At 71.8% G+C, this 23,976-nt stretch carries 23 protein-coding genes; 17 read left to right on the forward strand and 6 right to left on the reverse strand.

Translation table 11 applies throughout. The annotated features are described in order from the left end of the window. The first annotated feature begins 12 nt into the window (after positions 1-12). The 5 genes from rhaS (at position 13) to ACZ67T_RS21420 (ending at position 5,366) form a co-directional block, all read left to right on the forward strand. Positions 13-1,095, forward strand: a complete 1,083-nt coding sequence (gene rhaS, locus ACZ67T_RS21400) for a rhamnose ABC transporter substrate-binding protein (protein ID WP_469986006.1) — start codon at positions 13-15, stop codon at positions 1,093-1,095. A 91-nt stretch (positions 1,096-1,186) separates the two neighbouring features. Next, positions 1,187-2,209 (forward strand): LacI family DNA-binding transcriptional regulator, encoded by a 1,023-nt coding sequence (locus ACZ67T_RS21405; protein ID WP_469986008.1) that lies wholly within the window; start codon positions 1,187-1,189, stop codon positions 2,207-2,209. A gap of 59 nt (positions 2,210-2,268) precedes the next feature. Continuing rightward, positions 2,269-3,573: an alpha/beta fold hydrolase gene (locus ACZ67T_RS21410; RefSeq protein WP_469986009.1), complete on the forward strand. Its 1,305-nt coding sequence runs from the start codon at positions 2,269-2,271 to the stop codon at positions 3,571-3,573. A gap of 86 nt (positions 3,574-3,659) precedes the next feature. After that, positions 3,660-4,418 (forward strand): PIG-L deacetylase family protein, encoded by a 759-nt coding sequence (locus ACZ67T_RS21415; protein ID WP_469986011.1) that lies wholly within the window; start codon positions 3,660-3,662, stop codon positions 4,416-4,418. Positions 4,419-4,478: 60 nt separating this feature from the next. Beyond that, complete coding sequence (locus ACZ67T_RS21420; protein ID WP_469986013.1) at positions 4,479-5,366, forward strand: enoyl-CoA hydratase/isomerase family protein; 888 nt, start codon at positions 4,479-4,481, stop codon at positions 5,364-5,366. Positions 5,367-5,392: 26 nt separating this feature from the next. Here ACZ67T_RS21420 and ACZ67T_RS21425 read toward each other — a convergent pair whose 3' ends face one another. Then, entirely contained in the window at positions 5,393-6,328 is a 936-nt protein-coding gene (locus ACZ67T_RS21425) for an SDR family oxidoreductase (protein WP_469986015.1), read from the reverse strand. Positions 6,329-6,511: 183 nt separating this feature from the next. On the opposite strand from ACZ67T_RS21425, the gene ACZ67T_RS21430 reads away from it, so the two are divergent. The 11 genes from ACZ67T_RS21430 (at position 6,512) to ACZ67T_RS21480 (ending at position 17,951) form a co-directional block, all read left to right on the forward strand. Next, positions 6,512-7,486 (forward strand): NADPH:quinone oxidoreductase family protein, encoded by a 975-nt coding sequence (locus tag ACZ67T_RS21430; protein WP_469986016.1) that lies wholly within the window; start codon positions 6,512-6,514, stop codon positions 7,484-7,486. Then, complete coding sequence (locus ACZ67T_RS21435; protein ID WP_469986018.1) at positions 7,483-8,670, forward strand: acyl-CoA dehydrogenase family protein; 1,188 nt, start codon at positions 7,483-7,485, stop codon at positions 8,668-8,670. The genes ACZ67T_RS21430 and ACZ67T_RS21435 overlap by 4 nt, the downstream gene beginning before the upstream one ends. Then, positions 8,667-9,758 carry an acyl-CoA dehydrogenase family protein gene (locus ACZ67T_RS21440; RefSeq protein WP_469986019.1) on the forward strand — a complete coding sequence of 364 codons (1,092 nt, stop codon included), beginning with the start codon at positions 8,667-8,669 and terminating at the stop codon, positions 9,756-9,758. Before ACZ67T_RS21435 ends, ACZ67T_RS21440 begins: the two co-directional genes overlap by 4 nt. Before the next feature lie 117 nt (positions 9,759-9,875). Beyond that, positions 9,876-11,477, forward strand: coding sequence for an ABC transporter substrate-binding protein (locus tag ACZ67T_RS21445; protein WP_469986021.1), 1,602 nt, complete (start codon positions 9,876-9,878; stop codon positions 11,475-11,477). Between the two features lie 23 nt (positions 11,478-11,500). Then, the gene (locus tag ACZ67T_RS21450) at positions 11,501-12,466 is read left to right on the forward strand and encodes an ABC transporter permease (RefSeq protein ID WP_469986395.1); all 966 of its coding nucleotides are present in this window, start codon (positions 11,501-11,503) and stop codon (positions 12,464-12,466) included. Next, entirely contained in the window at positions 12,459-13,325 is an 867-nt protein-coding gene (locus ACZ67T_RS21455) for an ABC transporter permease (RefSeq protein ID WP_469986023.1), read from the forward strand. The genes ACZ67T_RS21450 and ACZ67T_RS21455 overlap by 8 nt, the downstream gene beginning before the upstream one ends. Next, entirely contained in the window at positions 13,322-14,290 is a 969-nt protein-coding gene (locus ACZ67T_RS21460) for an ABC transporter ATP-binding protein (RefSeq protein ID WP_469986025.1), read from the forward strand. Before ACZ67T_RS21455 ends, ACZ67T_RS21460 begins: the two co-directional genes overlap by 4 nt. Beyond that, positions 14,283-14,948, forward strand: coding sequence for an ABC transporter ATP-binding protein (locus tag ACZ67T_RS21465; protein ID WP_469986026.1), 666 nt, complete (start codon positions 14,283-14,285; stop codon positions 14,946-14,948). Before ACZ67T_RS21460 ends, ACZ67T_RS21465 begins: the two co-directional genes overlap by 8 nt. A gap of 162 nt (positions 14,949-15,110) precedes the next feature. After that, the gene (locus ACZ67T_RS21470; RefSeq protein ID WP_469986028.1) at positions 15,111-15,968 is read left to right on the forward strand and encodes a phosphatidylinositol-specific phospholipase C/glycerophosphodiester phosphodiesterase family protein; all 858 of its coding nucleotides are present in this window, start codon (positions 15,111-15,113) and stop codon (positions 15,966-15,968) included. Positions 15,969-16,084: 116 nt separating this feature from the next. Further along, positions 16,085-16,279: a hypothetical protein gene (locus ACZ67T_RS21475; protein ID WP_266556035.1), complete on the forward strand. Its 195-nt coding sequence runs from the start codon at positions 16,085-16,087 to the stop codon at positions 16,277-16,279. 100 nt (positions 16,280-16,379) lie between these two features. Beyond that, a complete protein-coding gene (locus ACZ67T_RS21480) occupies positions 16,380-17,951 on the forward strand; it encodes a hypothetical protein (protein ID WP_469986030.1) in 1,572 nt (523 codons plus the stop codon). A 67-nt stretch (positions 17,952-18,018) separates the two neighbouring features. Here the strand turns inward: ACZ67T_RS21480 and ACZ67T_RS21485 are convergent, their stop codons facing one another. The 5 genes from ACZ67T_RS21485 to ACZ67T_RS21505 all read right to left on the reverse strand — a co-directional run bounded on the left by ACZ67T_RS21485 (position 18,019) and on the right by ACZ67T_RS21505 (position 22,341). Continuing rightward, a complete protein-coding gene (locus ACZ67T_RS21485; RefSeq protein WP_469986031.1) occupies positions 18,019-19,251 on the reverse strand; it encodes a phosphodiester glycosidase family protein in 1,233 nt (410 codons plus the stop codon). 74 nt (positions 19,252-19,325) lie between these two features. Continuing rightward, positions 19,326-19,685 (reverse strand): DUF779 domain-containing protein, encoded by a 360-nt coding sequence (locus ACZ67T_RS21490; protein WP_469986033.1) that lies wholly within the window; start codon positions 19,683-19,685, stop codon positions 19,326-19,328. Between the two features lie 82 nt (positions 19,686-19,767). Beyond that, positions 19,768-20,583, reverse strand: coding sequence for a dienelactone hydrolase family protein (locus ACZ67T_RS21495; RefSeq protein ID WP_469986035.1), 816 nt, complete (start codon positions 20,581-20,583; stop codon positions 19,768-19,770). A gap of 51 nt (positions 20,584-20,634) precedes the next feature. Continuing rightward, complete coding sequence (locus tag ACZ67T_RS21500; RefSeq protein WP_469986037.1) at positions 20,635-21,192, reverse strand: hypothetical protein; 558 nt, start codon at positions 21,190-21,192, stop codon at positions 20,635-20,637. A 129-nt stretch (positions 21,193-21,321) separates the two neighbouring features. After that, on the reverse strand, positions 21,322-22,341 hold the full coding sequence (locus ACZ67T_RS21505) for an AraC family transcriptional regulator (protein ID WP_469986038.1): 1,020 nt from the start codon (positions 22,339-22,341) through the stop codon (positions 21,322-21,324). A 69-nt stretch (positions 22,342-22,410) separates the two neighbouring features. Between ACZ67T_RS21505 and ACZ67T_RS21510 the strand changes: the two genes are divergently transcribed. Further along, on the forward strand, positions 22,411-23,976 hold the full coding sequence (locus tag ACZ67T_RS21510; RefSeq protein WP_469986039.1) for a flavin-containing monooxygenase: 1,566 nt from the start codon (positions 22,411-22,413) through the stop codon (positions 23,974-23,976).

A 23,976-nucleotide genomic window follows, 5' to 3' on the forward strand; every position in this document is an offset into this window, starting at 1 on the left:
AAGGGGCCCACGATGTCCGCACCCGCACTCCGCCGAGCCTGCCTGGCGCTCGCCGCCGTCACCTCGCTCGCGCTCGCCGCCACCGCGTGCGGCGGCACCACCAAGGACTCGGCGAAGGACGACGACGCCGGCACGTCCTCCCATGCCAAGGCCGACCCGGGAGCCGCGACCAAGAAGGGCCTGAAGGTCGCCTTCCTGCCCAAGCAGGTCAACAACCCGTACTTCACGACCGCCGACAAGGGCGGCGAGAAGGCCCTCACCGAACTCGGCTCGACGTACAAGGAGACCGGCCCCAACAGCGCCACCGACACCAGCGGACAGGTCAGTTACGTCAACACGCTCACCCAGCAGCAGGTCGACGCGATGGCCGTCTCCGCGCAGGACCCCGGCGCCCTGTGCACCGCACTCAAGCAGGCCATGAAGAACGGCATCAAGGTCGTCACCTACGACTCCGACACCAAGCCCGAGTGCCGCAACGCCTTCGTCTCGCAGGCCAGCGCCGAGGCGCTCGGGCGCACCCAGGTCCAGCTCCTGGGCGAAAAGATCGGCTACAAGGGCGACATCGCGATCCTGTCCGCCGCGCAGACGGCGACGAACCAGAACACCTGGATCGACTTCATGAAGGACGAGCTGAAGAAGCCCAAGTACAAGGACATGAAGCTGGTGAAGGTCGCGTACGGCAACGACGACGCCCAGCAGTCCTTCCAGCAGACCCAGGGCCTGCTCCAGGAACACCCCAAGCTCGCCGGGATCATCTCCCCGACCACCGTCGGCATCAAGGCCGCCGCCCAGTACCTGTCCGGCTCCAAGTACAAGGGCAAGGTCGCCCTGACCGGTCTCGGAACCCCCAACGACATGCGCAAGTACGTCAAGAACGGCACCGTCGAGGGCTTCGAGCTGTGGGACCCGGCCGAGCTCGGCGAGCTCGCCGCCCGCACCGCCGTCGCGCTGTCCTCCGGACAGATCACCGGCAAGGAGGGCGAGACCTTCAAGGCCGGCGGCATGGGCACCTTCACCGTCGGCACGGACGGCGTCATCGACCTCGGCAAGCCCACGGTCTTCGACCGGAAGAACATCGACGACTACCACTTCTGAGGCCCTGGCCCCCGTCCCCGCAGCCACCAGCGCATTCACGGGTAATCTGAACCATTCCCGTCGCTCATCGCCCCATGGAGGTCCCCGCCCGATGGCCCAGTCGGTGGGTATCAAGGACGTCGCCCGCGCCGCCGGAGTATCCGTCGGCACGGTCTCGAACGTCATCAACCGCCCGGACTCCGTCGCCTCCGACACCAGGGCCCGGGTGCTGTCCGCCATCGACCGGCTCGGCTATGTGCGCAGCGAGTCGGCGCGTCAGCTGCGCGCCGGCCGCAGCCGCATCATGGGTCTGCTCGTCCTGGACATGGGCAACCCGTTCTTCGTGGACGTCGCGCGCGGCGCCGAGCGTGCCGCGCGCGACGCGGGGCTCGGCGTCATGGTGTGCAACAGCGCGCAGGACCCCTCCGAGGAGGCCGAGTACCTGTCCCTGTTCGCCGAGCAGCGCGTGCGGGGCGTGCTCCTCACCCCGGCCGAGGCGAGCGGCCGCAACATCGAGAACTTCCGCCGGCACGGCATCCCGTTCGTGCTCGTCGACCGCGTCGCCGAGGGCACCTCGGAGTGCTCCGTGTCCGTGGACGACGTCACCGGCGGCGCGCTCGCCGTGCGCCACCTCGTGGACGCCGGACACCGCAGCATCGCCTACGTCAGCGGACCGCCCGCGCTCAACCAGGTCAAGGACCGCCGCACCGGCGCCCTCCAGGCCCTGGCCGAGGCGGGCCTCCCGGCCGCAGCGCTGCGCGAACTGCCCACGGAGCGGCTCGACGTCGCGGCGGGACGCGACGCCGGGGCCCGCCTGCTCGGCCTCGCCGATCGCCCCACCGCCGCGTTCTGCGCCAACGACCTGCTCGCCCTCGGCGTCCTCCAGGCGATGTACGCGGCCGGTGTACGGGTCCCCGAGGACATCGCGATCGTCGGCTACGACGACATCGAGTTCGCGTCGGCCGCCACCGTGCCCCTGACCTCCGTACGCCAGCCCGCCGTCACCATGGGAGCGATGGCCGCCGAACTCCTGCTGGAGGAGACGGAACCCGCGACCGGCGAACCCCACCGTCACCGCAGGGTCGTCCTCCAGCCCGAGCTCGTCGTACGGGGGTCGAGTCTGGGCTCGCGCTGACATGTGCTGAACTGAGCGGACACCGCACACCGTATTCCGAACGCCGCCCAGGAGCCCCCTTGACGACCGCCACATACCGCCAGCCCGGTGTCGTCCTCACCGACCGCCGCTTCTCAGTGCCGCTCGACCACGACCACCCCGAGGGCGAGAGCATCGAGCTGTTCGCCCGCGAGGCGGTGGCCGTCGGCAAGGAACACGCGAACCTCCCGTGGCTCCTCTACCTCCAGGGCGGCCCCGGATTCGGCGCCAACCGCTTCTCCGGCAAGCAGGCCTGGCTCGGCACGGCGCTCCAGGACCACCGGGTGCTCCTCCTCGACCAGCGCGGCACCGGCAGCTCCACCCCGGCCAACCGGCAGACGCTCCCGCTGCGCGGCGGGCCGAGCGAACAGGCCGACTACCTCGCGCACTTCCGCGCCGACTCGATCGTCCGCGACTGCGAGATCATCCGAGGCGAGGTGACCGGCGGCGCCCCCTGGACGGTCCTCGGCCAGAGCTTCGGCGGGTTCTGCGCCACCCGGTATCTGTCGACGGCCCCCGAAGGCCTCGCCGCCGCCGTCATCACCGGCGGCCTGCCCACGCTCGACGGTCACGCGGACGACGTCTACCGAGCCGCGTACCCGCGCATCGAGCGCAAGGTCGCCGCCCACTACGCGCGCTACCCGCAGGACGTCGAACGCGCCCGCCGCATCGCCGAGCACCTCACCGAGCACGAGCCCGTACTGAACGGCGGCTACAAGCTGACCGTCGAGGCGTTCCAGTCCCTCGGCATCCTGCTCGGCGGGACCGGCGGCAGCGACCGTCTGCACTACCTCCTCGAGGACGCCTTCGTCCGCACGCCGGGCGGCGTCGAACTGTCCGACGCCTTCCAGGAGGACGTACAGGCCACGCTCTCCTACGCCGGACACCCGCTCTACGCGCTCGTGCACGAGGCCATCTACGGGCAGGACGACCGGCCCACGAACTGGTCCGCCGAGCGCGTACGCGGAGAGTTCCCCCAGTTCGACGCCGCGAAGACCCTCGCCGGTGACGGGCCCCTGCTGTTCACCGGCGAGTCCGTGCACCCGTGGATGTTCGACTGCGACCCGGCCCTGCGCCCCCTGCGCGAGACCGCCGAACTCCTCGCCGCGCGCACCGACTGGGCCCCGCTCTACGACCCCGCGCGCCTGGCCGCCAACGAGGTGCCGGCCGTCGCCGCCGTCTACCACGACGACATGTACGTCGACACGGACCACTCCCTGCGCACGGCACGCACCATCAAGGGCCTGCGCACATGGGTCACCGACGAATTCGAGCACGACGGGCTGCGGGCCGGAGCGCCGCACGTCCTCGACCGGCTGCTCGCGATGGTGCGCGGAGACGTCTGAGAGGGCCGGGGCGGGGAAGCAGGACCGCCTTCCCCGCCCCGGCGAATCCCCCCACGCCGCGGACGGCACCGCATTAGGGTGCGGCCATGACCGAGCCGAAGAGCCAGACCGCCGCCCCGGACCAGCTGCTCCCCATGCCCGAGGGCTGGCAGCGGGCCCTCGCCGTCGTGGCGCACCCGGACGACCTCGAATACGGCTGCTCCGCGGCGATCGCCGCGTGGACCGACGGCGGACGTGAGGTCGCGTACGTCCTCGCCACCCGTGGGGAGGCGGGCATCGACACCCTCGAACCTGCCGAGTGCGGGCCCCTGCGCGAACAGGAGCAGCGCGCGAGCGCCGCCGTCGTCGGCGTCGACATCGTCGAGTTCCTCGGCCACAAGGACGGCGTCGTCGAGTACGGGACCGCGCTGCGCCGCGACATCGCCGCCGCGATCCGCAGGCACCGGCCCGAACTCCTCGTCACCCTCAACCACCGAGACACCTGGGGTGGAGTCGCCTGGAACACCCCCGACCATGTCGCCGTCGGGCGGGCCACCCTCGACGCGGCGGCGGACGCGGGCAACCGCTGGATCTTCCCCGAGCTGATCGAGCAGGGCCTGGAGCCGTGGAACGGTGTGCGCTGGGTCGCCGTCGCCGGCTCGTCGTCGCCCACGCACGCGGTCGACGCGACGCCCGGTATCGAACGGGCCGTGCGCTCCTTGCTCGAACACCGCACGTACATCGAGGTGTTGACGGACGAGGACCCCGAGGTCTACTGCCGCTCCTTCCTCACCGGCAACGTCCAGGCCGCCGCGGAGCGCTTCGGCGGCACACCGGCCGTACCGTTCGAACTCTTCAGTCGGTAGGGCCCGTCACCTACCCTGCGCCTTCTGATGATGCGTCAGGAAGGCGGGAGTGGTGGCGGAATGATCGACACGACGAGCAACGAACTTCCCGGCGAAGGCGAAGGCGAAGGCGAAGGCCAAGGCCAAGGCGGGGGTGAAGGTGACGGTGCGCGGCGGCTCCGGCTGGATGTCGAGGAGGGCGGCATCGGTGTCCTCACCCTGTGCCGGCCGGAGAAGCTGAACGCCTGGAGCTGGGAGTCGAGCCGCCAGCTCGGCCTGCTCGCCGACCGGATCCGCTTCGACGACAGGATCCGGGTGGTGCTGCTGCGGGCCGAGGGTCGGGCCTTCTGCGCGGGCATCGACATCAAGGCGCCCGGCGGCGGGATCGGCGGGCGCTCGGGGTCCGAGCTGACGCGCAACTACTACGAGGGCATTCGCTGGGTCCATGAGCGGTTCCGCGCGTTCGCCGGTCTGCCGCAGCCCGTCGTCGCGGCCGTCCAGGGCTACTGCCTCGGCGTCGGGTTCGAGCTGGCGCTGATGGCCGATGTGCGGATCGCGGCCGACGACGCGGTGTTCGCGCTGCCGGAGACGCGGCTCGGGGTCGCCGTCGACGCGGGCGGTGATCTGCGGATCGCGCGCGAGGCGGGCGCGGGGTGGGCCAAGTACCTCGCGCTGACGGGACGCCGTATCGACGCGGGGACGGCGCACCGGCTCAACCTGCTCCAACAGGTCACCGGTGCGGGCGAGTTGGAGGCGTCCGCCCGTTTGCTCGCCGCGGAGATCGCGGCCAACGCGCCGCTCGCCGTCCAGTCCGTCAAGCGGGACATCGACGCCTTCGCGGACGCGGGCATGGGGGCCGCGCTCGACCGTGTGGCGATGAGCGCGGCACTCACGCTCACGTCGCAGGACATCCGGGAGGGGTACACGGCGAAGGCGGAGCGGCGCGAACCGCGGTTCGAGGGGAAGTAGTGCTTTGAGCCAAGGGGTCGATCCCTTCACGGTCCCTCCCGGAACGGCCCCCTCCCCATCTGCTCCCGCACCGTCACCACGGGCGGGCTCACCAGCCCGCGCCGCTGCCAGTTCGCCCCGTCCACGACGAGCGTGTGGCCGCTGATGAAACGGGCGTAGGGGGAGGCGAGGAAGGTGGCGGCCCAGCCCAGCTCGTGGGGCGCGCCGACGCGCAGGGCGGGCTGCCGGGCGTCGTGCTCGCGGTGACCCGCCTCCGGGCTGAGGTTGGCGCGGATGTCCTCCGGCATGTCCTCGTGCGGCATGAGGCCCGGCACGAGGCCGTTGACCTGGATGCCGTACGGGCCCCACTCCACGGCCAGCGTCTCCACCAGGTTCTTCACACCTGCCTTGGCCGCCGCGCTGTGGGCGAAGCCGGGGCCGCCCGTCCACGCGTAGGAGGCGCCTACGGCGATCACCGAGCCCGGCGTGCCCGCCACGAGGTGTCTGCGGCCGAACTCGCGGGTCATGTAGAAGGTGCCGTTGAGGGTGATGTCGACGACGGTGCGCCACGCGTTCGGGCTCATGTCCTCGGCGGGTACGGGGAAGTTGGCGGCCGCGTTGTTGACGAGCACGTCGGGGGTGCGCCCGTGCGCCGCCTCCGCCGTGTCGAAGACCTCGGCGATGCGGTCCGGGTCCCTGATGTCGCACACCGCGGCTGTCACCGTGCCGCCGTCGCGGCTCACCGCCGCCAGTTCCTCCAGCGCGGGCTCCAGATGCGCGGCCCGGCGGCTCACGATCATCACGTCGGCGCCGAGTCGTGCGAACTCGGCGGCGAGGGCCTTCCCGAGACCCGTCCCGCCACCCGTGACCAGGACCAGGCTTCCCCGGTACGTTCCCGGGGGGAGTGCCGTCGTGCCGGCCGGGGGAGGGGCGGGCAGCCCCCGCGGTGTCGTCGGGTGGGTGGGGCCGGTCGAGTCCGTCATGCCGGTATCGATACCGCGTGGGCGCCGAAAGCTCCATGCCTGCGACACGGCCCGCGGCATCGTCTGGGACAGGCCCGCGACGGCCTGCGCGAAAAAGGGTCCCGCCCTGTTCCCAGATATCCAAGCGACCGCTTAGTATGCGTGCGAGCCCGGTAAGACGAAGAAGTCCCGTGGAGGCCCCGCATGCAGGCATGGCAAGTGCACCGGAACGGCGAGCCGAGCGAGGTGATGGAGCTCGCCGACGTCGAGCGGCCCGTCCCCGGCGACGGCCAGGTCCTGCTCAGGGTGCGCGCGGCGAACATCAACTTCCCGGACGCGCTGATGTGCCGAGGCCAGTACCAGGTGCGGCCGCCGATGCCGTTCACGCCCGGCGTGGAGATCTGCGGCGAGACCGAGGACGGCCGGCGCGTGCTGGCCAACCCCGCGCTGCCGCACGGCGGCTTCGCCGAGTACGCCGTGGCGGACGCCGCCGCCCTGCTGCCCGCGCCCGACGCGCTGGACGACGCCGAGGCCGCGGCCCTGCACATCGGCTACCAGACCGGCTGGTTCGGCCTGCACCGCAGAGCGCACCTCCAGGCGGGCGAGACGCTCCTCGTACACGCGGCGGCCGGCGGCGTCGGCAGCGCCGCCGTCCAGCTCGGCAAGGCGGCCGGTGCCACCGTCATCGGCGTCGTCGGCGGCGAGGAGAAGGCAAAGGTGGCCCGCGACCTCGGCTGCGACGTCGTCATCGACCGCCGCGCGCAGGACGTCATCGCCGCCGTGAAGGAGGCCACCGGCGGCCGGGGTGCCGACGTCATCTACGACCCGGTCGGTGGCGAGGCGTACACGCAGTCCACGAAGGTCGTCGCCTTCGAGGGCCGGATCGTCGTCGTCGGATTCGCGAGCGGCACGATCCCGAGCCCCGCCCTCAACCACGCCCTGGTGAAGAACTACGCGATCCTCGGCCTGCACTGGGGCCTGTACAACACCAAGGACCCGAAGCTGGTCGCGCACTGCCACGAGCAGCTCACCGAGCTCGCGGCGCGTGGCGCGATCAAGCCGCTGATCAGTGAGCGCGTGCCGCTGGCCGGCGCGGCGGCTGCCGTACAGCGCGTCGCCGACGGCGTCACCACCGGCCGTGTCGCCGTGGTGCCCGGCCACGAGGGGGCGGGCGTATGACCGACGCCGCCGAACTGCGCAGCCGCACCCAGGAGTTGCTGGCCGCGTATCCGCCCGCGACCACGGACCGCACCGACTTCCTGAAGGCCCGCTTCGACGCCGGGCTCGCGTGGGTGCACTACCCGCAGGGCCTCGGCGGGCTGGGGCAGCCGCGCTCGCTCCAGGCCGTCGTGGACGCCGAACTCGCCGCGGCGGACGCCCCGGACAACGATCCGCGCCGCATCGGCATCGGCCTCGGCATGGCCGCCCCGACGGTGCTCGGCTTCGGCACCGACGAGCAGAAGCAGCGCTTCCTGCGCCCGCTGTGGATCGGCGAGGAGGTGTGGTGCCAGCTGTTCAGCGAGCCCGGCGCGGGCTCCGACCTCGCGGCCCTCGGCACCCGCGCCGTGCGCGACGAGGCCACCGGCGACTGGGTGATCAACGGCCAGAAGGTGTGGACGTCCGGGGCGCACGCCGCCCGCTGGGCCATCCTCATCGCCCGCACCGACCCGGACGTGCCCAAGCACCGCGGCATCACGTACTTCATCTGCGACATGACCGACCCCGGCGTCGACGTGCGGCCGCTGCGCCAGATCACCGGCGAGGCGGAGTTCAACGAGGTGTTCCTCACCGATGTGCGCATCCCGGACGCGCACCGCCTCGGCGAGATCGGCGACGGCTGGAAGGTCGCGCAGACCACGCTCATGAACGAGCGTGTGTCGATCGGCGGCTCCCGCATCCCGCGCGAGGGCGGCATGATCTCCGCGGTCGCGAAGACCTGGCGCGAACGCCCCGAGCTGCGCACCCACGACCTGCACCAGCGGCTCCTGAAGCTGTGGGTCGAGGCCGAGGTCGCCCGTCTCACCGGCGAGCGTCTGCGCCAGCAGCTGGTCGCGGGCCAGCCGGGCCCCGAGGGCTCCGGCATGAAGCTCGGCTTCGCCCGGCTCAACCAGGAGATCAGCGGCCTGGAGATCGAACTCCTCGGCGATGAGGGCCTGTTGTACGACGACTGGACCATGCGCCGGCCGGCCGTCGTCGACTTCCTGGCCCGAGACGCCGGATACCGCTATCTGCGCGCCAAGGGCAACAGCATCGAGGGCGGGACGAGCGAGGTCCTGCTCAACATCGTCGCCGAACGCGTCCTCGGACTGCCGTCCGAGCCGCGCACCGACAAGGACGTCGCCTGGAAGGACCTCGCGCGATGAGCGATCTGCTGTACACGGAGGAGGAAGAGGCGCTGCGGTCGGCCGTGCGCGGCCTCCTCGCCGCCCACTGCGACGCCGCGTCGGTGCTCGCCCGCGTCGAGACGGACGAGCCGCACGACCGCGCGCTGTGGAAGTCGCTCGCGGAGGGGATGGGGCTCGCGGGCCTGCTGATCCCCGAGGAGCTCGGCGGCCAGGGGGCGACGCACCGCGAAGTGGCCGTGGTATTGGAGGAGTTGGGGCGCTCCGTCGCCCCCGTTCCCTATCTCACCAGCGCAGTCGTCGCGACCGAGGCGCTCCTCGACTGCTCGGGCGACGAGGCCTCCGCGCTGCTCGGCGCGCTCGCGTCGGGCCGCACGGTGGGCGTGCTCGCCGTGCCCCTGTCGGCCGCGCCCGGCCAGGCCTTCACGGGTGTCCAAGAAGAGGGTGGCAGGCTGGAGGGGCAGGTCACCGGCGTCGCCGACGCGGCGGCGGCCGATGTGCTCCTCGTACCGACGAGCAGCGGCCTGTACGCGGTCGACGTCGCCGACGACGGTGTCACTGTCGAGGCACGGACGTCCCTCGACCCCACCCGGCCCGTCGCCACGGTGACGTTCACCGGTGCACGCGCGCGCGTGCTGACCGACAATGCGGTCCCGGCCGTCCGCCGCGCGCTGCGGGCCGGAGCGGGGCTCCTCGCCTCCGAGCAACTCGGTCTCGCCGACTGGTGCTTGACGGAGACGGTCCGCTACACGCGCGAGCGCCACCAGTTCAACCGGCCCGTCGGTTCCTTCCAGGCGCTCAAGCACCGGCTCGCCCAGGTGTGGCTGGAGGTCGTCGGCGTCCGCGCCGCGGCCCGCAGCGCAGCGGACACCCTCGCCGCCGGGAGCGATGACGCCGATGTCTCGGTGGCGGTCGCCCAGGCGTACGCGGGACCTGCGGCTGTCCACGCGGCGGAGGAGGCGCTCCAGCTCCACGGCGGCATCGGCATGACCTGGGAGCACCCCGTCCACCTCTACCTCAAGCGGGCCAAGGCCGACTCGATCGCGCTGGGTTCCGCGGGCAGGCACCGGGAGGAGCTGGCCGAGCTGGTCGACCTCCGGGCGCCCTGACCCCGGGTCTGCCCCCGAGTCCGATGCCGGGTCTGACCCCGGGTTTTACCTTCCCTTGACGAGATGACATTATTGCGACTCATTCGCAATAAGAGTTGATCTTCAATAGGGGTGGGCATGGTGGTCAGGCCGGCACGAGGTGCGACAGCGGTGGCGGCGGTCGCCGCATTGTCGGTGACCGCCGCAGCCTGTTCGGCGCCCGGCGGTTCGGGTGAGGGCAGCAACGAGCGGGCGGGGGCGAGCGCGGTCGTGGGCATCGCCTACGAACCGGACACGCTCAGCCCGCTCCTCGGCTACGGCAAGGACGGCAACTCGAAGATCTTCGACGGGCTGCTCACCCACGACGCGGACATGGAGCTGAAGCCCGCGCTCGCCGCCGCCCTGCCGAAGGTGAGCGCCGACGGCCGCACGTACACGTACAAGCTGCGCGACGGCGTGCGGTTCAGCGACGGGAAGCCCTTCTCGGCCAAGGACGTCGTCTTCACCTACGAGACCATCCTCGACAAGAAGACCAACAACGCCTCCAAGACGGAGCTCGACGCCGTCGACACGGTCGAGGCCAAGGGTGACGACACCGTCGTCTTCCGCCTCAAGTACCCCTACGCCCCGTTCGCCGAGCGCACCGTCCTGCCCATCGCGCCCGAGCACATAGCGGGCCAGCAGGACGTCAACACCGGCGACTTCACCACGAAGCCGATCGGCACCGGGCCGTACACGCTCGTGAAGTGGTCCAAGGGCGAGAAGCTCACCTTCAAGGCCAACCCCCGCTACTGGGGCGGCGAGCCGAAGGTCAGCAGTTTCACCATGGCCGTCATCAAGGACGACGACGTGCGCGCCACCCGGCTGCGCTCCGGCGACCTCGACGGCGCCATCCTCCCGCCCGACCTCGCCGCGACGTTCAAGAGCGACAGCGACAAGAAGACGTACGCCGCCCGCACCTTCGACTACCGCGTCGTGACCCTGCCCACCGGCAACAAGGTCGCCGGGGACACCGCCGTGCGGCGAGCGCTCGACATCGGCGTCGACCGCAAGGCCATGGTCGACTCGATCCTCGACGGCGCGGGCAAGGAGGCATACGGCCCCGTCCCGACCGACAGCCCCTGGTTCACCAAGGGCACCGAGCGCACCCACCACCTCGCGAAAGCCAGGCACATCCTCGACGACGCGGGCTGGAAGGCCGGCAAGGACGGGATCCGCGCGAAGGACGGCGTCCGCGCCTCCTTCCCGCTCTGGTACCTGACCGGCGACAAGCTCCGCCAGGACCACGCCCTCGCCTACGCCTCCGACGCCAAGAAGCTCGGCATCCAGATCAAGGTCGAGTCCGGCACCTGGGAGGTCATCGAGCCGCGCATGCCCAAGGACGCGGTCCTCGCGGGCGGCGGCTCCCCGGCCGACCCCGACTTCGACCAGTACACCCTTCTCAAGTCCTCCCTCGCGGGCGACGGCTTCAACAACATGGCCCGGTACGACAACACGCGTGTCGACAAGGCGCTCGACGCGGCCCGCAGGACCGACGACCGGGCCGAGCGCAAGGCCGCCTACGACACGGTGCAGCGCGAACTCGTGAAGAACCCCGGCTACACCTTCCTCACCCACATCGACCACCTCTACGTCGTCGGCGACCGGTTCGGCGACCTCACCACTCAGGTCGAGCCGCACGACCACGGGCTCGCCTCCGGCCCCTGGTGGAACGTCGAGAAGTGGCAGCCGGCCTCGTGAAGCGGCGGCTCCCCTGGGGGCCGATGGCCCGCCTGACGGGACGGCGGATCCTGTTCGCCGTCCCGGTCCTGGCCACCGTGACCTTCGGTGTCTTCGCGATCGCCGCCGCGTCCCCCTTCGACCCCGTCAAGGCCTACGCGGGCACCGCCGGCCTCACCGCCTCGCAGGACAACCTCGACCAGCTCCGCGCCAACCTCGGCGTCGACCGGCCCCTCGTCACCCGTTGGTGGGACTGGCTGACCGCCGCTCTCCAGGGCGACCTGGGCGACTCCTCGGTACTGCGACAGCCCGTAGCCGACGTCCTCGGCGAACGCATCGGCTGGTCCGTCCTGCTCGCCGCCACCGCCTTCCTCGCCGCAGTCCTGCTCGGCACGGCACTCGGCGTCCTCGCCGCGCGACGCCAGGGAGGATGGCTCGACCGGACCGTCAGCGCGGTCGCCTACACCCTCGAAGCCGCGCCCCCGTTCTGGCTCGGCCTGCTCGCCGTCTGGCTGTTCGCCCTGAAACTCGGCGCGCTCCCGGCCGGGGGACTCACCGACACCGGCAGCACGACGATCACGGCAGGACAGGTCGCCTCGCATCTGGTGCTCCCCGCCGCCGTCCTCACCGTCTCACAACTCCCCTGGTTCGTCCTGTACGTACGCCAGGGCGTCGGGGACGCACTCGAGGAGGACCCCGTCCGCGGGGCGCGCGCACGCGGACTCTCCCCGCGCACCGTCCTGATGGGCCACGCCCTGCGGTCCGGAACGCTGCCCGTACTGACGCTCATCGGATCCCGCGTACCCGAACTGATCACCGGCGCGCTCCTGGTGGAGACCGTGTTCAGCTGGCCGGGGATCGCCGCCGCGACCGTGCAGGCCGCGACCTCCGTGGACTTCCCGCTGCTCGCCGCACTGACCACGCTCGCCACCCTCGCCGTACTCCTCGGCAACCTGGCCGCCGACCTCCTGTACGGCCTCGCCGACCCGAGAGTGGGATTCGATGGCTGAACTCACCTGGCGCACCCACGGCCGCGCGCGCCGATCCACGCGCGCGTGGCGGGTGCGCACGTCCGCCGTCCTCGTCGCGACGGTCGTCCTCGCCGTCCTCGTCGTACCGCCCTTCGCCCACCTCGACGAACAGGCCGTCGACCTCGCCGCCAAGCTTCAACCACCGTCGTGGGCACACCCGTTCGGCACCGACGACGTGGGACGCGACCTGCTGCTGCGCTGCGTGTACGGGCTGCGCGTCTCCCTCCTCGTCGGGGTCGTCGCCGCTGTCGTGGCGACCGTCATCGGAACGGCCGTGGGCGCGCTCGCGGGCGCAGTCGGCGGCTGGACGGACCGGGTCGTCATGCGGCTCGTGGACGTCTTCTCATCGGTGCCGCACCTGCTCCTCGGCATCTTCATCGTCGCCATGTTCCGGCCGGGCGTCTGGCCGGTCGTCGTCTCCGTGGCGCTCACGCACTGGCTGTCCACGGCCCGTATCGTGCGCGCCGAAGTCCTCTCCCTGCGCTCGCGGCCCTACATCGACGCGGCCGTGTCCGGGGGCTCCACGCGGTGGCGGATCGCGGTGCGCCACCTGCTGCCGGGCGTCCTTCCGCAGGCCGCGCTCGCCGCCGTCCTCATGGTTCCGCACGCCGTCTGGCACGAATCCGCCCTGTCGTTCCTCGGCCTGGGCCTGCCCACGCACCAGGCGAGCCTGGGCACCCTCGTGCAGTCCGCGCGGGGTTCGCTGCTCGCCGGGGACTGGTGGCCGACCCTCTTCCCCGGCCTGTTCATCATCGTGCCGACCCTGGCGATCGCGGGCCTCGCGGGCGCCTGGCGGGAACGCCTCAACCCGCGCCGCCGATCGGAGCTCATGCTGTGACCGAGTCCCGACCCGTCCTGTCCGTACGGGACGTGTCCGTACGCTTCCGCATGCGCGACGGCGCGCACGTCCAGGCCGTCAGCGGCGCACGCTTCGACCTCGCGGCGGGCGAGTGCCTGGCCCTCGTCGGGGAGAGCGGCTGCGGCAAGTCCGTGCTCGCGTCGGCCCTCCTCGGGCTGCTCCCGGGCAACGCGGAGACCACCGGGTCCGCGTTCGCAGGCGACCTCGACCTCCTCGCCGCCGACGAGCGCACCCTGGCCCGCACCGTCCGCGGCCGCCGCGTCGGCCTCGTGCCGCAGAGCCCCGCCGCACACCTCACCCCCGTACGAACCGTCCGCTCCCAACTCACGGAAACCGTGGGCGAGTTGACGGGGGTGCGACGCGGGCCGCTGCTGCGGGCCGCCGCAGTGGAGGCGGCGGCGCGCGCCGCGTTCCCCGCCGGGCATCTCGACCGGTACCCGCACGAGCTGTCCGGGGGGCTCGCCCAGCGGGCCGCGACCGCGCTGGCCCTGGTCGGCGACGCGCCCCTGCTCCTCGCCGACGAACCCACGACCGGACTCGACCGCGACCTCGTGGACCGCACCGTGGACGAACTGCGCCGTCACATCGGGGCGGAGCGCGCCCTCCTGCTCATCACGCACGACCTCGCGGCGGCCGAACGGATCGCCGACCGCGTGGCCGTCATGTATGCGAGCCGCATCGTCGAACTCGCGGACGCCGCCGACTTCTTCGGCAGCCCCGGGCCCCGGCACCCGTACGCACGCGGCCTCCTCGACGCGCTGCCCGACCGCGAGTTCACGCCCATTCCCGGGATGCCGCCCGAACTGGGCGCGCTCCCCGCCGGCTGCGCGTTCGCCGCGCGCTGCGACCGGGCCACCGACACCTGCGGGACCCGGCCCGCACTCGCGGACGGCGTGGCCTGCCACTACCCCGCGACCGTGCCGCTGGAGGCGCCGCGTGCTTGAACTGATCTCCGTCACCGCCGGGTACGAGCGCGGCAGTCCCGTCGTGCGGAACGCAGGCCTGACCATCGCCCCCGGCGAGGCCGTCGGCCTCCTCGGGCCCAGCGGCTGCGGCAAGTCCACGCTTGCCCGCGTCGCCGCCCTGCTCCACCGCCCCGACTCCGGCCGCGTCGTCATCGACGGGGAGCCGGCCCGCGGCTGGCGCCACCGCGCGCCCCGCGAGCAGCGCACCGCGTTCGGCGTGGTCTTCCAGCAGCCGCGCATGTCCGCCGACCCGCGGCTGCGCCTCGCCGACCTCATCGCCGAGCCGCTGCGGGCCTCGGGACGTGCACCGGACGCCCGAGTCGGCGAACTGGCCGAGACCGTCGGCCTGGGCGCCGACCTCCTGCCACGGCGACCCCATGAAGTCAGCGACGGACAACTGCAACGCGCCTGCCTCGCCCGCGCCCTCGCCCTGCGCCCCCGCTGGCTGATCTGCGACGAGATGACGGCGATGCTCGACGCGTCCACGACGGCGGCCCTGGTGGGCGTCGTGGAGGACTATCGCGCGGAGACGGGCGCGGGGCTGCTGGCCGTGGGCCACGACCGGCGTCTCCTCGAGCGCTGGTGCGGCCGGACGGTCGAGTGGGACGCGCTGGGCCCCGCCGAAGAAGGCAGGTGAACGAGGGGCGTTCCGCCCCCGCCCGGCAGCCCGTCGTTCACCCTGAGCACACAGGTGAACGCGGCATGCCGGTCCGGCCAACTCCCGTTCCGGTAACGCCCATTGAGACGTACGGGACTCCATACTCGCGGAGGCCCGTACGGCATTCCCCGGGAGGAACACATGGCCCACCTCACCCGTCGCAGAGCCCTCACGACCCTCGCCGCGGCGGTCACCGCGACCGTCGCCGCGCCCGGGCACGCGCAGGCGTCCGAGCGGGGACGCGGCCCCCGCCCCCTGCTGCGCGCCCACGCGCACAACGACTACGAGCACCCCCGGCCCCTCCTCGACGCCCTCGACCACCGCTTCGCCAGCGTCGAGGCGGACATCTACCTCGTCGACGGCGAGCTCCTCGTCGCGCACGACCCGATCGACCTCGACCCGAAGCGCACCCTCGCGGCCCTCTACCTGGAGCCGCTCGCGGCCCGCGTCAGGGCCAGCCACGGCTCCGTGTACCGGGGGTACCGCACGCCCCTCCAGCTCCTCGTCGACATCAAGACCGAAGGCGCGGCCACCTACCTCGAACTCGACCGCCAACTGCGTGGCTACCGCAACCTGTTCACCACGTACGCCCACGGCCGCGTGCGCACCGGCGCGGTGACCGCCGTGATCTCCGGCGACCGCGCCGCCCGCGAGCCCATGGAGCAGCAGCAGGTGCGCAGCGCGTTCTACGACGGCCGCCTCACCGACCTCGGCGGCGCCGCGCCCGCCTCCTTCACTCCGCTCATCAGCGACAACTGGGCCAACAACTTCACCTGGCAGGGCGCGGGACCGATCCCGGCCGCCGAGCGCGAGAAGCTGCGTTCCATCGTGTCGGCCGCCCACCGGGAGGGCCGCCGCGTCCGCTTCTGGGCGACGCCCGACGTCGCGGGACCCGAGCGCGATGCCGTGTGGGGCGAGTTGCTCGCTGCCGGCGTGGACCACCTCAACACGGACGACCTCGCGGGTCTCGAAGCGTTCCTCGACGCCCACGAGAAGTAGGCGTCCACTGTCACACCACTCGTTCGGGGGACACGTCACTCGCCCGGGCGCAGCCTCCGCTACGCCACACTTGCGGCCGAAAGCCGCGGTATTGGCGTGGCGGAGGAGGTTCGGCGATGTCCCTGTCGATTTCGGTCGTGCTGCTGCTTCTGATCCTGGCGGTGGTCTTTCTGCGCAACGGCGCGATGAAGATCTCGCACGCGATGGTCTGCGTGCTGCTGGGATTCCTGCTGGCCGGCACGAGTATGGCGCCCACGCTGCAGAACGGCCTGACGGCGACGGCGGGGATCGTGAGCGGCCTGCATCCGTGATCGTTCCCCGTTCATCGACGAGATGAGTGATCGTTTCGGGTTCGTGAACAACACCCCTATGCGCATGGACACTTCAAGAGCGTGGCCTTAGCTTCGCGCCATGACGAGCAGAGCCCTGAGCCGTGCCCTCGCCCTGACCATGACGATCGCCGCGGCCGGTGTCGCGTACCCCGCCCGGGCGGACGACATTCCCAAGGCACCCGGTCACCGGCTCGTCGAGCAGTACGCGGGAGCGCCCGCGCAGGCGCGCCCCGTGCCGGGTCAGGCGCCGCCGCAGCACCCGTATCTCGCGGCGAACGGCCGCAGCGGCATGCACGCGGACGCGGCGGGCAGCGGCACGTACCCCTGGAGCGGGCCGCTGGGGAACAAGCCCGCGGTGAGCAGCGAGAAGATGGCCGCGCTCGGCGGCGAATGCGCGACGGTGACCTTCGACAAGGACGGCCGTATCGTCACCGTCTGCGGCACGTTCACAGGGTTCCTGGTGAAGCTGCTCGACCCGCACTCCCTGAAGACCCTCGCCGAGTACAAGCTCCCGCAGCGCCCGTCCACCGTCGAGGCCATCACCCGGCTCGACTTCTCGAAGATCTTCAAGGACACCTCGGGCGGCGCCTACTCGTACCTCGACGACGAGGACCGGCTCGTCCTGGCCGACTCGCGCCAGCACATCATCAGGCTCGCGCACGAGCAGACGGCGGACGGCGGTTGGCACTTCCGCGTGACCGACGACTGGGACCTGACGGGACAGGTGCCGCACGACTGCGTGAGCTGGACGAACCTCTACCCGAGCGGTACTTGTGACCCGGTGACGTCGGTGATGCCCGACTGGCAGGGCCGCATCTGGTGGGTGACCCGGCAGGGGCGCGTGGGCACGGTCGAGCCGGCAGCTGGAACGGTCAAGTCGATCCAGCTGCCGGGGGAGGAGATCCAGAACTCCTTCTCGGTCGCCGAGGACGGCGTCTCGATCGTCTCCGACCACGCCCTCTACAGCTTCGAGGCGGCGGCGGACGGTACTCCCCGGGCCGTCTGGCGCCAGACGTACGACCGCGGCACGGGCACCAAGCCCGGCTCGGTGAACCAGGGTTCGGGCACCACACCCGACCTGTTCGGCGCGGGCGAGGACTACGTCGCGATCACCGACAACGCGGACGACCGCATGAACGTCCTGGTCTACCGCCGCGGCCGCCACGTCCCCGACGACCAGCGCCTGGTCTGCAAGGTGCCCGTCTTCGGCTCCGGCGCCTCCACGACCGACAACTCCCTGATCAGCTACGGCAACAGCCTCGTCGTCGAGAACAACTACGGTTACGAGAACATCACGTCACTCACCTTCGGCCGCTCCGTGGTGGGCGGAGTCACCCGTGTCGACGTACGCAAGGACGGCTCAGGCTGCGACACGGTGTGGGAGAGCAAGGTCCGTTCCCCCTCCACGGTCCCCAAACTCTCCACCGCCAACGGCCTTGTGTACTTCTATACGAAGGACCCCAACTCCCTGGGCGTAGACGCCTGGTACCTCACGGCAGTGGACTTCCGCACGGGCGAACCCCGCTGGAAGCAGCTCGCGGGAACGGGCGTCACCTACGACAACAACTGGGCCCCTGTCACGCTCGGCCCGGACGGCACGGCGTATGTCGGCGTCTTCAACGGGCTGGTGGCGGTGCGGGACGGGGAGTGAGACGCGCGGCCGCGGAGGGCTCCGAGCAGCCCACCGCGGCGACGTCCTGGCTGTGTGAGCGCTGAGCTCAGCGTCGCGAGAAGACCCCGATCCCGTTCGCCACGGCGCGCTCCGGGGCGTCCGTCGGGTGGTTTCTCACGGTGGTCGTCGCGGCGCCCGGGTCCCGCGTGACCAGCGTGGACGATCCGCCGCCGTCCAGGCTGAAGGCGTCATCCGCGCCCAGCTTGCGCATCACGTCCGCCATTTCCGCGATGGTCAGACCGGTGCGGTACTGCGGGGCGCCGTCCAGAGCCAGGAGGAAGAGGCGGCGGCCGTCTGCCGTGGCGCCCGCGGCGGTACGGACCGCGGCCGTCTTCGCGTCCAGGCCGGACAGCGGTGCGCCGTCCCGCAGCACGGGGTAGCCGCCGACCGCGAACCGGTAGGGAATGCGCGACGACGCCGCCACCAGGCGGTGCCTGATCTGGACGCGGTCGCCCGCCGACAGCTTCCGCAGCTCCTGCGCGCCCGCCTCGCGTCCGACGAGCACAGTGGCGCCGGACGCAATGGGCCCGCTGCCGGGAGTGTCGGCCGACGACACGACACGGCCGTCGCGCACGGTCACCTCGTACGTGTCCGTGCTGCACGGCGCGGCCCGGTCCTCGTCGGTGCCGCAGGTGGCGCGTACCCGCGACACGGCACCCCAGTCGGAGGTGAACGCGCCGACCGAACCGACGGGCAGGGCGTACTGGTTGAGGCCGCCGAGCGGCAGTCGCCGGCCGTCGGCGCTGACCGAGCCGTCGAGGGTCATGCGGTCGAGTCGGACGCGATGGTCCACGCCCACGCCGAGCACGTCCTCGGTGGTGGTGCCGGGCGGGAGCGCGGGACCGAAGCGCTGGCCGTTCGGCACGGCGGCCTTGAGCGTCCGGCCGCTCGCGACGGCCGGACCGACGGAGGCGCCGGTGGCCTCCACGCCGGGGTGCTGGGACTCGGTGATGTTGAAGAAGTCACCGTTGACGCCGCCGACCGCGCCGCTCTCGTCGGCCAGCGAGGAGACGGTGGCCCGTCCGCCGACCGCGTCCGGGTGCAGCAGATCGACCCGCACCCGCGCGTCACGCAGATCGACGCTCAGCACATGCGCGTGCGTGAGGCCCTTCGCCGCGGGGATGTCGAACTCCTCGTACGTGACGCCCGGGGCGATCTCGGTGCCGCCGCCCTCTGCGCCACTGGCCGGCGCCGCCCCGGCGAGGACGGCGCCGGCCAGCGCGCCGAATGCGGCACAGGCCGCCAGAGCCGATCTGTAGCGTCCGTCGCGATGTCTCACGTGACCCCCAGCTGTCCGTGTAACTCACCCCTGTCTCAAGGGAGTTCACCAGACGCGGAGGGGCGCGTCGATGGCTAGGTGCCGACCAGCCGGGAACGGATCAGGAAACGTACACCTTCGGGTGCTTCCAGGGAGAAGCCGCTGCCGCGGCCCTCGACCACGTCGACGATCAGCCGCGTGTGGCTCCACACCTCGAACTGGCTCTTCGACATCCAGAACGCGACCGGCTCCGCGACACCCTCCACGGTCAGGGATGCGAGCAGCACATCGCTGGCGCCGGTGCGGAACTCGCCCTCCGGATAGCACATGGGTGCGCTGCCGTCGCAGCACCCGCCGGACTGATGGAACATCAGGGGCCCGTGGGCGCTGCGCAGCCGCCGCAGCAGATCGGCGGCCGCCGGGGTCAGCTCCACACGCGGGGCCTCGTCACTCACGGCAGGCTCCTTCCGTAGGACGGTGTCGCGGAGCCCCAGTCAACTCCGCGCCACGTTGCAGGAGGGTTGCGCCCCGCGGCAGCTATGAAACCTCTGGAACCAGCCGTTCGCGCAGGAAGGCGACGACTCGTTCGCGGGCGGCGAGCGCCGGGTTGCCCGGCTCCTCGCGCACCTCCGCGGTGAGCACCGCGTGCGCGCCCTTGGCGAAACCGCCCGCGTTGCCCGGCGACGAGTCCAGTTCGATGACCTCGAAGGCGTCGCCGAGATGCGCGCGCAGCGTGCGGAACCGCTGGGCGGGCACCGCCACGTCCTCGCTGAAGCGCAGGCCGAGCACGCACAGGCCGGATTCCTTGGAGCGGCTGACCACCGTGTCGAACTCGGCGCGGGACAGGCCCGGGTCGACCCGCCGCGCCCCGCTGACCGGGAACGGCACCGACGGCTGGCTGAGCACCGGCGCGAGCACAACGTCGTCCACCGCGGCGGCGAGCGCGAAGCCTCCGGTGAAGCACATGCCGATGACGCCGACGCCGGGCCCCGGCGTGCGCGCCGCGAGATCGCGGGCCAGCGCGCGCAGATAGTCCGCGATCGGCCGGCGCGCGTTCGTGGCGAAGGCGCGGAACTCGGAGGCGACGCAGAGCCGGGTCAGGACCTTGAGGGCGTAGCCGACGGACTCCTCGCGGCCCGGCTCGCCGAACGGGGACGGGATCGAGACCGTGAACCCCTGCTCCACCAGATGGCCGGCGAGACCGAGCACGGCGGGCGTGATGCCGGGGATCTCGGGGATCAGTACGACGCCGGGGCCGCTGCCCTTCTCGTACACGTCGTACGTCAGCCCGGCGCCCGTGAACGGCGCCTTCTGCCAGCCGGTGAGATCAGAGGTCGGTGCCGAACCGGTCACGACGCTTCTCCTTGGACTCGAGTGAGCAACGAGCGGGCGTGGCCCACGATCTCACGCGGCGAAGGCCGAGATCTTCAGTGTGTCCGCAAGGACCTGCCACACCACCAGGGCGCCCAGCCCGCTCACCACACTGCAGCCGTTGGTGCACGTCGTCGCCTCGTCGTACCAGGCGCGCACGGTCATGAAGTGCATGCCGAGCGTCCGTGAGAAGGAGAACCGGATGTGGAGACCGTCCCCGAGGGCGTGTCCAGGCAGCGTCGTGATCTGGAAGTAGGTCCTCCCGACGCGCTCGACGGACACGGGGTTGTCGCCCACCAGCGCACACTGATCGCCCTGCCGCACCGGACCCCGGCAGCCGCTGCCGCTCACGGGGAACAGCCAGAAGTGGTGCGTGAGCTGGGACCGGATGTCGTGCGGGGTGGTGAAGGGATGCAGCCCGAGGGCGAAGTTGTACTCGTACAGCCAGTTCACCGCGGAGCATGGGTACGCGTCGGTGCCGCACTCCGCGCGGCGGCTCTCGGCGTGGGCGGCGGGCGCCTGAGGCCCGGCGGCGAGGACGCTCCCCAGGACGACCGCCAGTGCTGCCCGCGCCCACGTGAGACGACGCATGCGCACTCCCTACGTCCTCACGGCCGGATCATTCTCGTAAAGCACGATAAGGACGACAGAGTGTGAGTGGGTGGCGCAGTGGGGCAGTCGGCCCAAGGCCCGCGTCGGCCGGTCGGGTCCGAGGCCCGCTCACCAGCCCGTCGGCCGACCCGGTCGGCCCAGGCGTACGGCGCGGGGTGTGGCGCCCCACCAGCGACGGCAGCAGCGGTTGAGGGCCGACTGCTCGGAGAGGCCGAGGAGCAGGGCGACCTGGCCGAGGGGAAGGTCGGTGCCGGTGAGGTAGCGGTGGGCGGCGGTGCGCCGCTCCTCGTCGACGACCTCGGCGAACGTCGTGCCCGCGGCGCGCAGCCGCCGCTGCAGGGTCCGCGGATGGACGTTGAGCAGGCCGGCGACGGCCCCGATCTCGGGCGACGACGTGCCGAGCGACTGCTCGACGACGGCCCGGACGCTGCCCACGACGTCCGCGGGCTCCTTCGGCAACTGCTCGTCGAGGTACGCGAGCGCGAGGTGGCGCAGCCGCGCGTTGCCGCCGCCGAGCGACCGGCCGGCCAGGCTCAGCGGTACGCGCAGCAACGCCGAAGGACGGTCGCCCTTGACGGGTACGCCGAAGAAGTCCTCGTACACGGGCAGCGGGGCGAGCAGGGGGTGGGGGAGTTCCACGGAGCCCAGTCCGTACGGGCCGACCAGATATCGGATGGCGCGGTGAATGAAGCCGAGGGAGAGGTCGATGCCCTGCGGCGGCGCGACCAGCCCGTCGCGCACGCCGTAGCGCAGCGCGGCCATTCCCGGAGTGCCGTAGGGATCGGGTTCGAGGCTGAGGTTCACCGAGCGGGCGTGGACGAAGAGGTAGCGGGTCGTGCACTCCAGGGCGTCGCCGAGGGTGTCGGAGTTCTGGATGGCGAGGGCCAGGGCGCCGAGCATGCCCAGGTCCTGCCGGGCGGCGATGCGCAGCCCGAGGTCGGCGCAGCCGAGGTCCGCGGCGGCGAGTTCGAGCACCGTCGCCATCGCCTCCTCCGGCACCAGGAGGTCGTCCACGTCGAGCGCGGCCGGCGGGCAACCGGCCTGCCGGGCGTACGCGTCGGCGTCACCGCCGAGCTCCGCCACCGTGGCGCGGAAGCCGCGCAGCCCCGCCGATCTGATCACGGACATGTCGCCCAGGGTCAAAGATCTGTCGTTCCAGGTCAATTCCTGAGGGCTGTGCTTCCCGACACTGGGAACATGACGCACACCGCAGACTCCAGCACCGCCGGCTCCGGGGTCCGGGCCGAGCACATCGACGTGGTGATCGTGGGCGCCGGCCTGTCCGGTGTCGGCGCCGCATACCGGCTCCAGACCGAGTGCCCGGAACGCTCGTACGCGATCGTCGAGGCGCGGCAGTCCATGGGCGGGACCTGGGACCTGTTCCGCTACCCGGGAGTGCGCTCGGACTCCGACATGTTCACGCTGGGCTACCCGTTCAAGCCCTGGCGCGACCGCAAGGTGCTCGCCGACGGCGGGTCCATCCTGAGCTACATCAAGGAGACGGCGGCCGAGTTCGGCATCGACCGCCGGATCCGCTACGGCACCAAGGTGCTCGCCGCCGACTGGTCGACCGAGGCGGCGCGCTGGACCCTGACGCTGGAGCGCACCGACGCGGACGGCCGCCGTGCTCTGTCCACCGTCACCTGCGACTTCCTCTACTCCTGCGCGGGCTATTACGACTACGACAAGGGACACACCCCCGAGTTCGAGGGCGCCGACTCGTTCTCCGGCACGGTCGTGCACCCGCAGTTCTGGCCCGAGGACCTGGACTACGCGGGCAAGCGTGTCGTCGTCATCGGCAGCGGCGCCACCGCTGTCACGCTGGTCCCCGCGATGGCGCGGAGCGCCGCCCACGTCACCATGCTCCAGCGCTCCCCCACCTGGATCAGTTCACTGCCCTCCCGCGACAGACTCGCCGACGGCATCCGCGCGGCCCTGCCCGCGGGAGTGGCCCACCGGTTGGTGCGCAGCAAGAACATCCTGTTCACCATCGGCGTCTACCAGTTCTGCCGGCGCAGCCCGAAGGTGGCGCGGCGCGTGCTCACGGGGCTCAACAAGCGCATCGTCAAGGACGACCGGCTGGTCGACGAGCACCTCACGCCGTCGTACGACCCATGGGACCAGCGGCTGTGCGCGGTGCCCGACGCGGACCTGTTCAACGTCCTCAACTCGGGTGACGCCGACATCGTCACCGACCACATCGACCGCTTCGTCCCCGAGGGCATCCGCCTGAAGTCGGGCCGCGTCGTGGAGGCCGACATCATCGTGTCCGCGACCGGGCTCGACCTCCTCGCCTTCGGCGGCATCGCGCCGCGCGTCGACGGTGAACCCGTCGCGCTGAACCGGCAGTTCGTGTGGCGCGGCGCGATGATGACCGGCGTCCCCAACTTCGCGGTGTGCATCGGCTACACCAACGCCTCCTGGACGCTGCGCGCCGACCTCACCTCGCGGCTGGTGTGCAAGGTGCTCAACCACATGCGCCGCCACGACTACGCGGCGGTGGAGCCGAGGCCGACGGGCGCCCTGAACGAGCGCCCGCTGCTCGACCTCGCCTCCGGTTACGTGAAGCGCTCCATCGACGCGTTCCCCCGGCAGGGCGACCGCAGCCCGTGGAAGGTCCGGCAGAACTATGTGCTCGACGCCGCGTCGACCCTGCGCACCAACCTCCACCGGACACTGGCCCCCACACCGGCGTCCACGGTCCGCGCGGCCCGCAGCCGCATCGGCAACGAGCCGGCCGGGACGGCGACGCCCGGACGCTGA

The organism is Streptomyces sp. NPDC107517 (assembly GCF_055582645.1).

What these genes read in the sequence shown, in the direction of transcription:
- ACZ67T_RS21500 (WP_469986037.1), bottom strand. Translation starts at nt 21,192, where the DNA reads ATGCGTCGTCTCACGTGGGCGCGGGCAGCACTGGCGGTCGTCCTGGGG.
- ACZ67T_RS21405 (WP_469986008.1), top strand. Translation starts at nt 1,187, where the DNA reads ATGGCCCAGTCGGTGGGTATCAAGGACGTCGCCCGCGCCGCCGGAGTA.
- ACZ67T_RS21475 (WP_266556035.1), top strand. Translation starts at nt 16,085, where the DNA reads ATGTCCCTGTCGATTTCGGTCGTGCTGCTGCTTCTGATCCTGGCGGTG.
- ACZ67T_RS21445 (WP_469986021.1), top strand. Translation starts at nt 9,876, where the DNA reads ATGGTGGTCAGGCCGGCACGAGGTGCGACAGCGGTGGCGGCGGTCGCC.
- ACZ67T_RS21420 (WP_469986013.1), top strand. Translation starts at nt 4,479, where the DNA reads ATGATCGACACGACGAGCAACGAACTTCCCGGCGAAGGCGAAGGCGAA.
- ACZ67T_RS21415 (WP_469986011.1), top strand. Translation starts at nt 3,660, where the DNA reads ATGACCGAGCCGAAGAGCCAGACCGCCGCCCCGGACCAGCTGCTCCCC.
- ACZ67T_RS21435 (WP_469986018.1), top strand. Translation starts at nt 7,483, where the DNA reads ATGACCGACGCCGCCGAACTGCGCAGCCGCACCCAGGAGTTGCTGGCC.
- ACZ67T_RS21455 (WP_469986023.1), top strand. Translation starts at nt 12,459, where the DNA reads ATGGCTGAACTCACCTGGCGCACCCACGGCCGCGCGCGCCGATCCACG.
- ACZ67T_RS21450 (WP_469986395.1), top strand. Translation starts at nt 11,501, where the DNA reads ATGGCCCGCCTGACGGGACGGCGGATCCTGTTCGCCGTCCCGGTCCTG.
- ACZ67T_RS21430 (WP_469986016.1), top strand. Translation starts at nt 6,512, where the DNA reads ATGCAGGCATGGCAAGTGCACCGGAACGGCGAGCCGAGCGAGGTGATG.
- ACZ67T_RS21440 (WP_469986019.1), top strand. Translation starts at nt 8,667, where the DNA reads ATGAGCGATCTGCTGTACACGGAGGAGGAAGAGGCGCTGCGGTCGGCC.
- ACZ67T_RS21425 (WP_469986015.1), bottom strand. Translation starts at nt 6,328, where the DNA reads ATGACGGACTCGACCGGCCCCACCCACCCGACGACACCGCGGGGGCTG.
- ACZ67T_RS21510 (WP_469986039.1), top strand. Translation starts at nt 22,411, where the DNA reads ATGACGCACACCGCAGACTCCAGCACCGCCGGCTCCGGGGTCCGGGCC.
- ACZ67T_RS21480 (WP_469986030.1), top strand. Translation starts at nt 16,380, where the DNA reads ATGACGAGCAGAGCCCTGAGCCGTGCCCTCGCCCTGACCATGACGATC.
- ACZ67T_RS21505 (WP_469986038.1), bottom strand. Translation starts at nt 22,341, where the DNA reads ATGTCCGTGATCAGATCGGCGGGGCTGCGCGGCTTCCGCGCCACGGTG.
- ACZ67T_RS21470 (WP_469986028.1), top strand. Translation starts at nt 15,111, where the DNA reads ATGGCCCACCTCACCCGTCGCAGAGCCCTCACGACCCTCGCCGCGGCG.
- rhaS (WP_469986006.1), top strand. Translation starts at nt 13, where the DNA reads ATGTCCGCACCCGCACTCCGCCGAGCCTGCCTGGCGCTCGCCGCCGTC.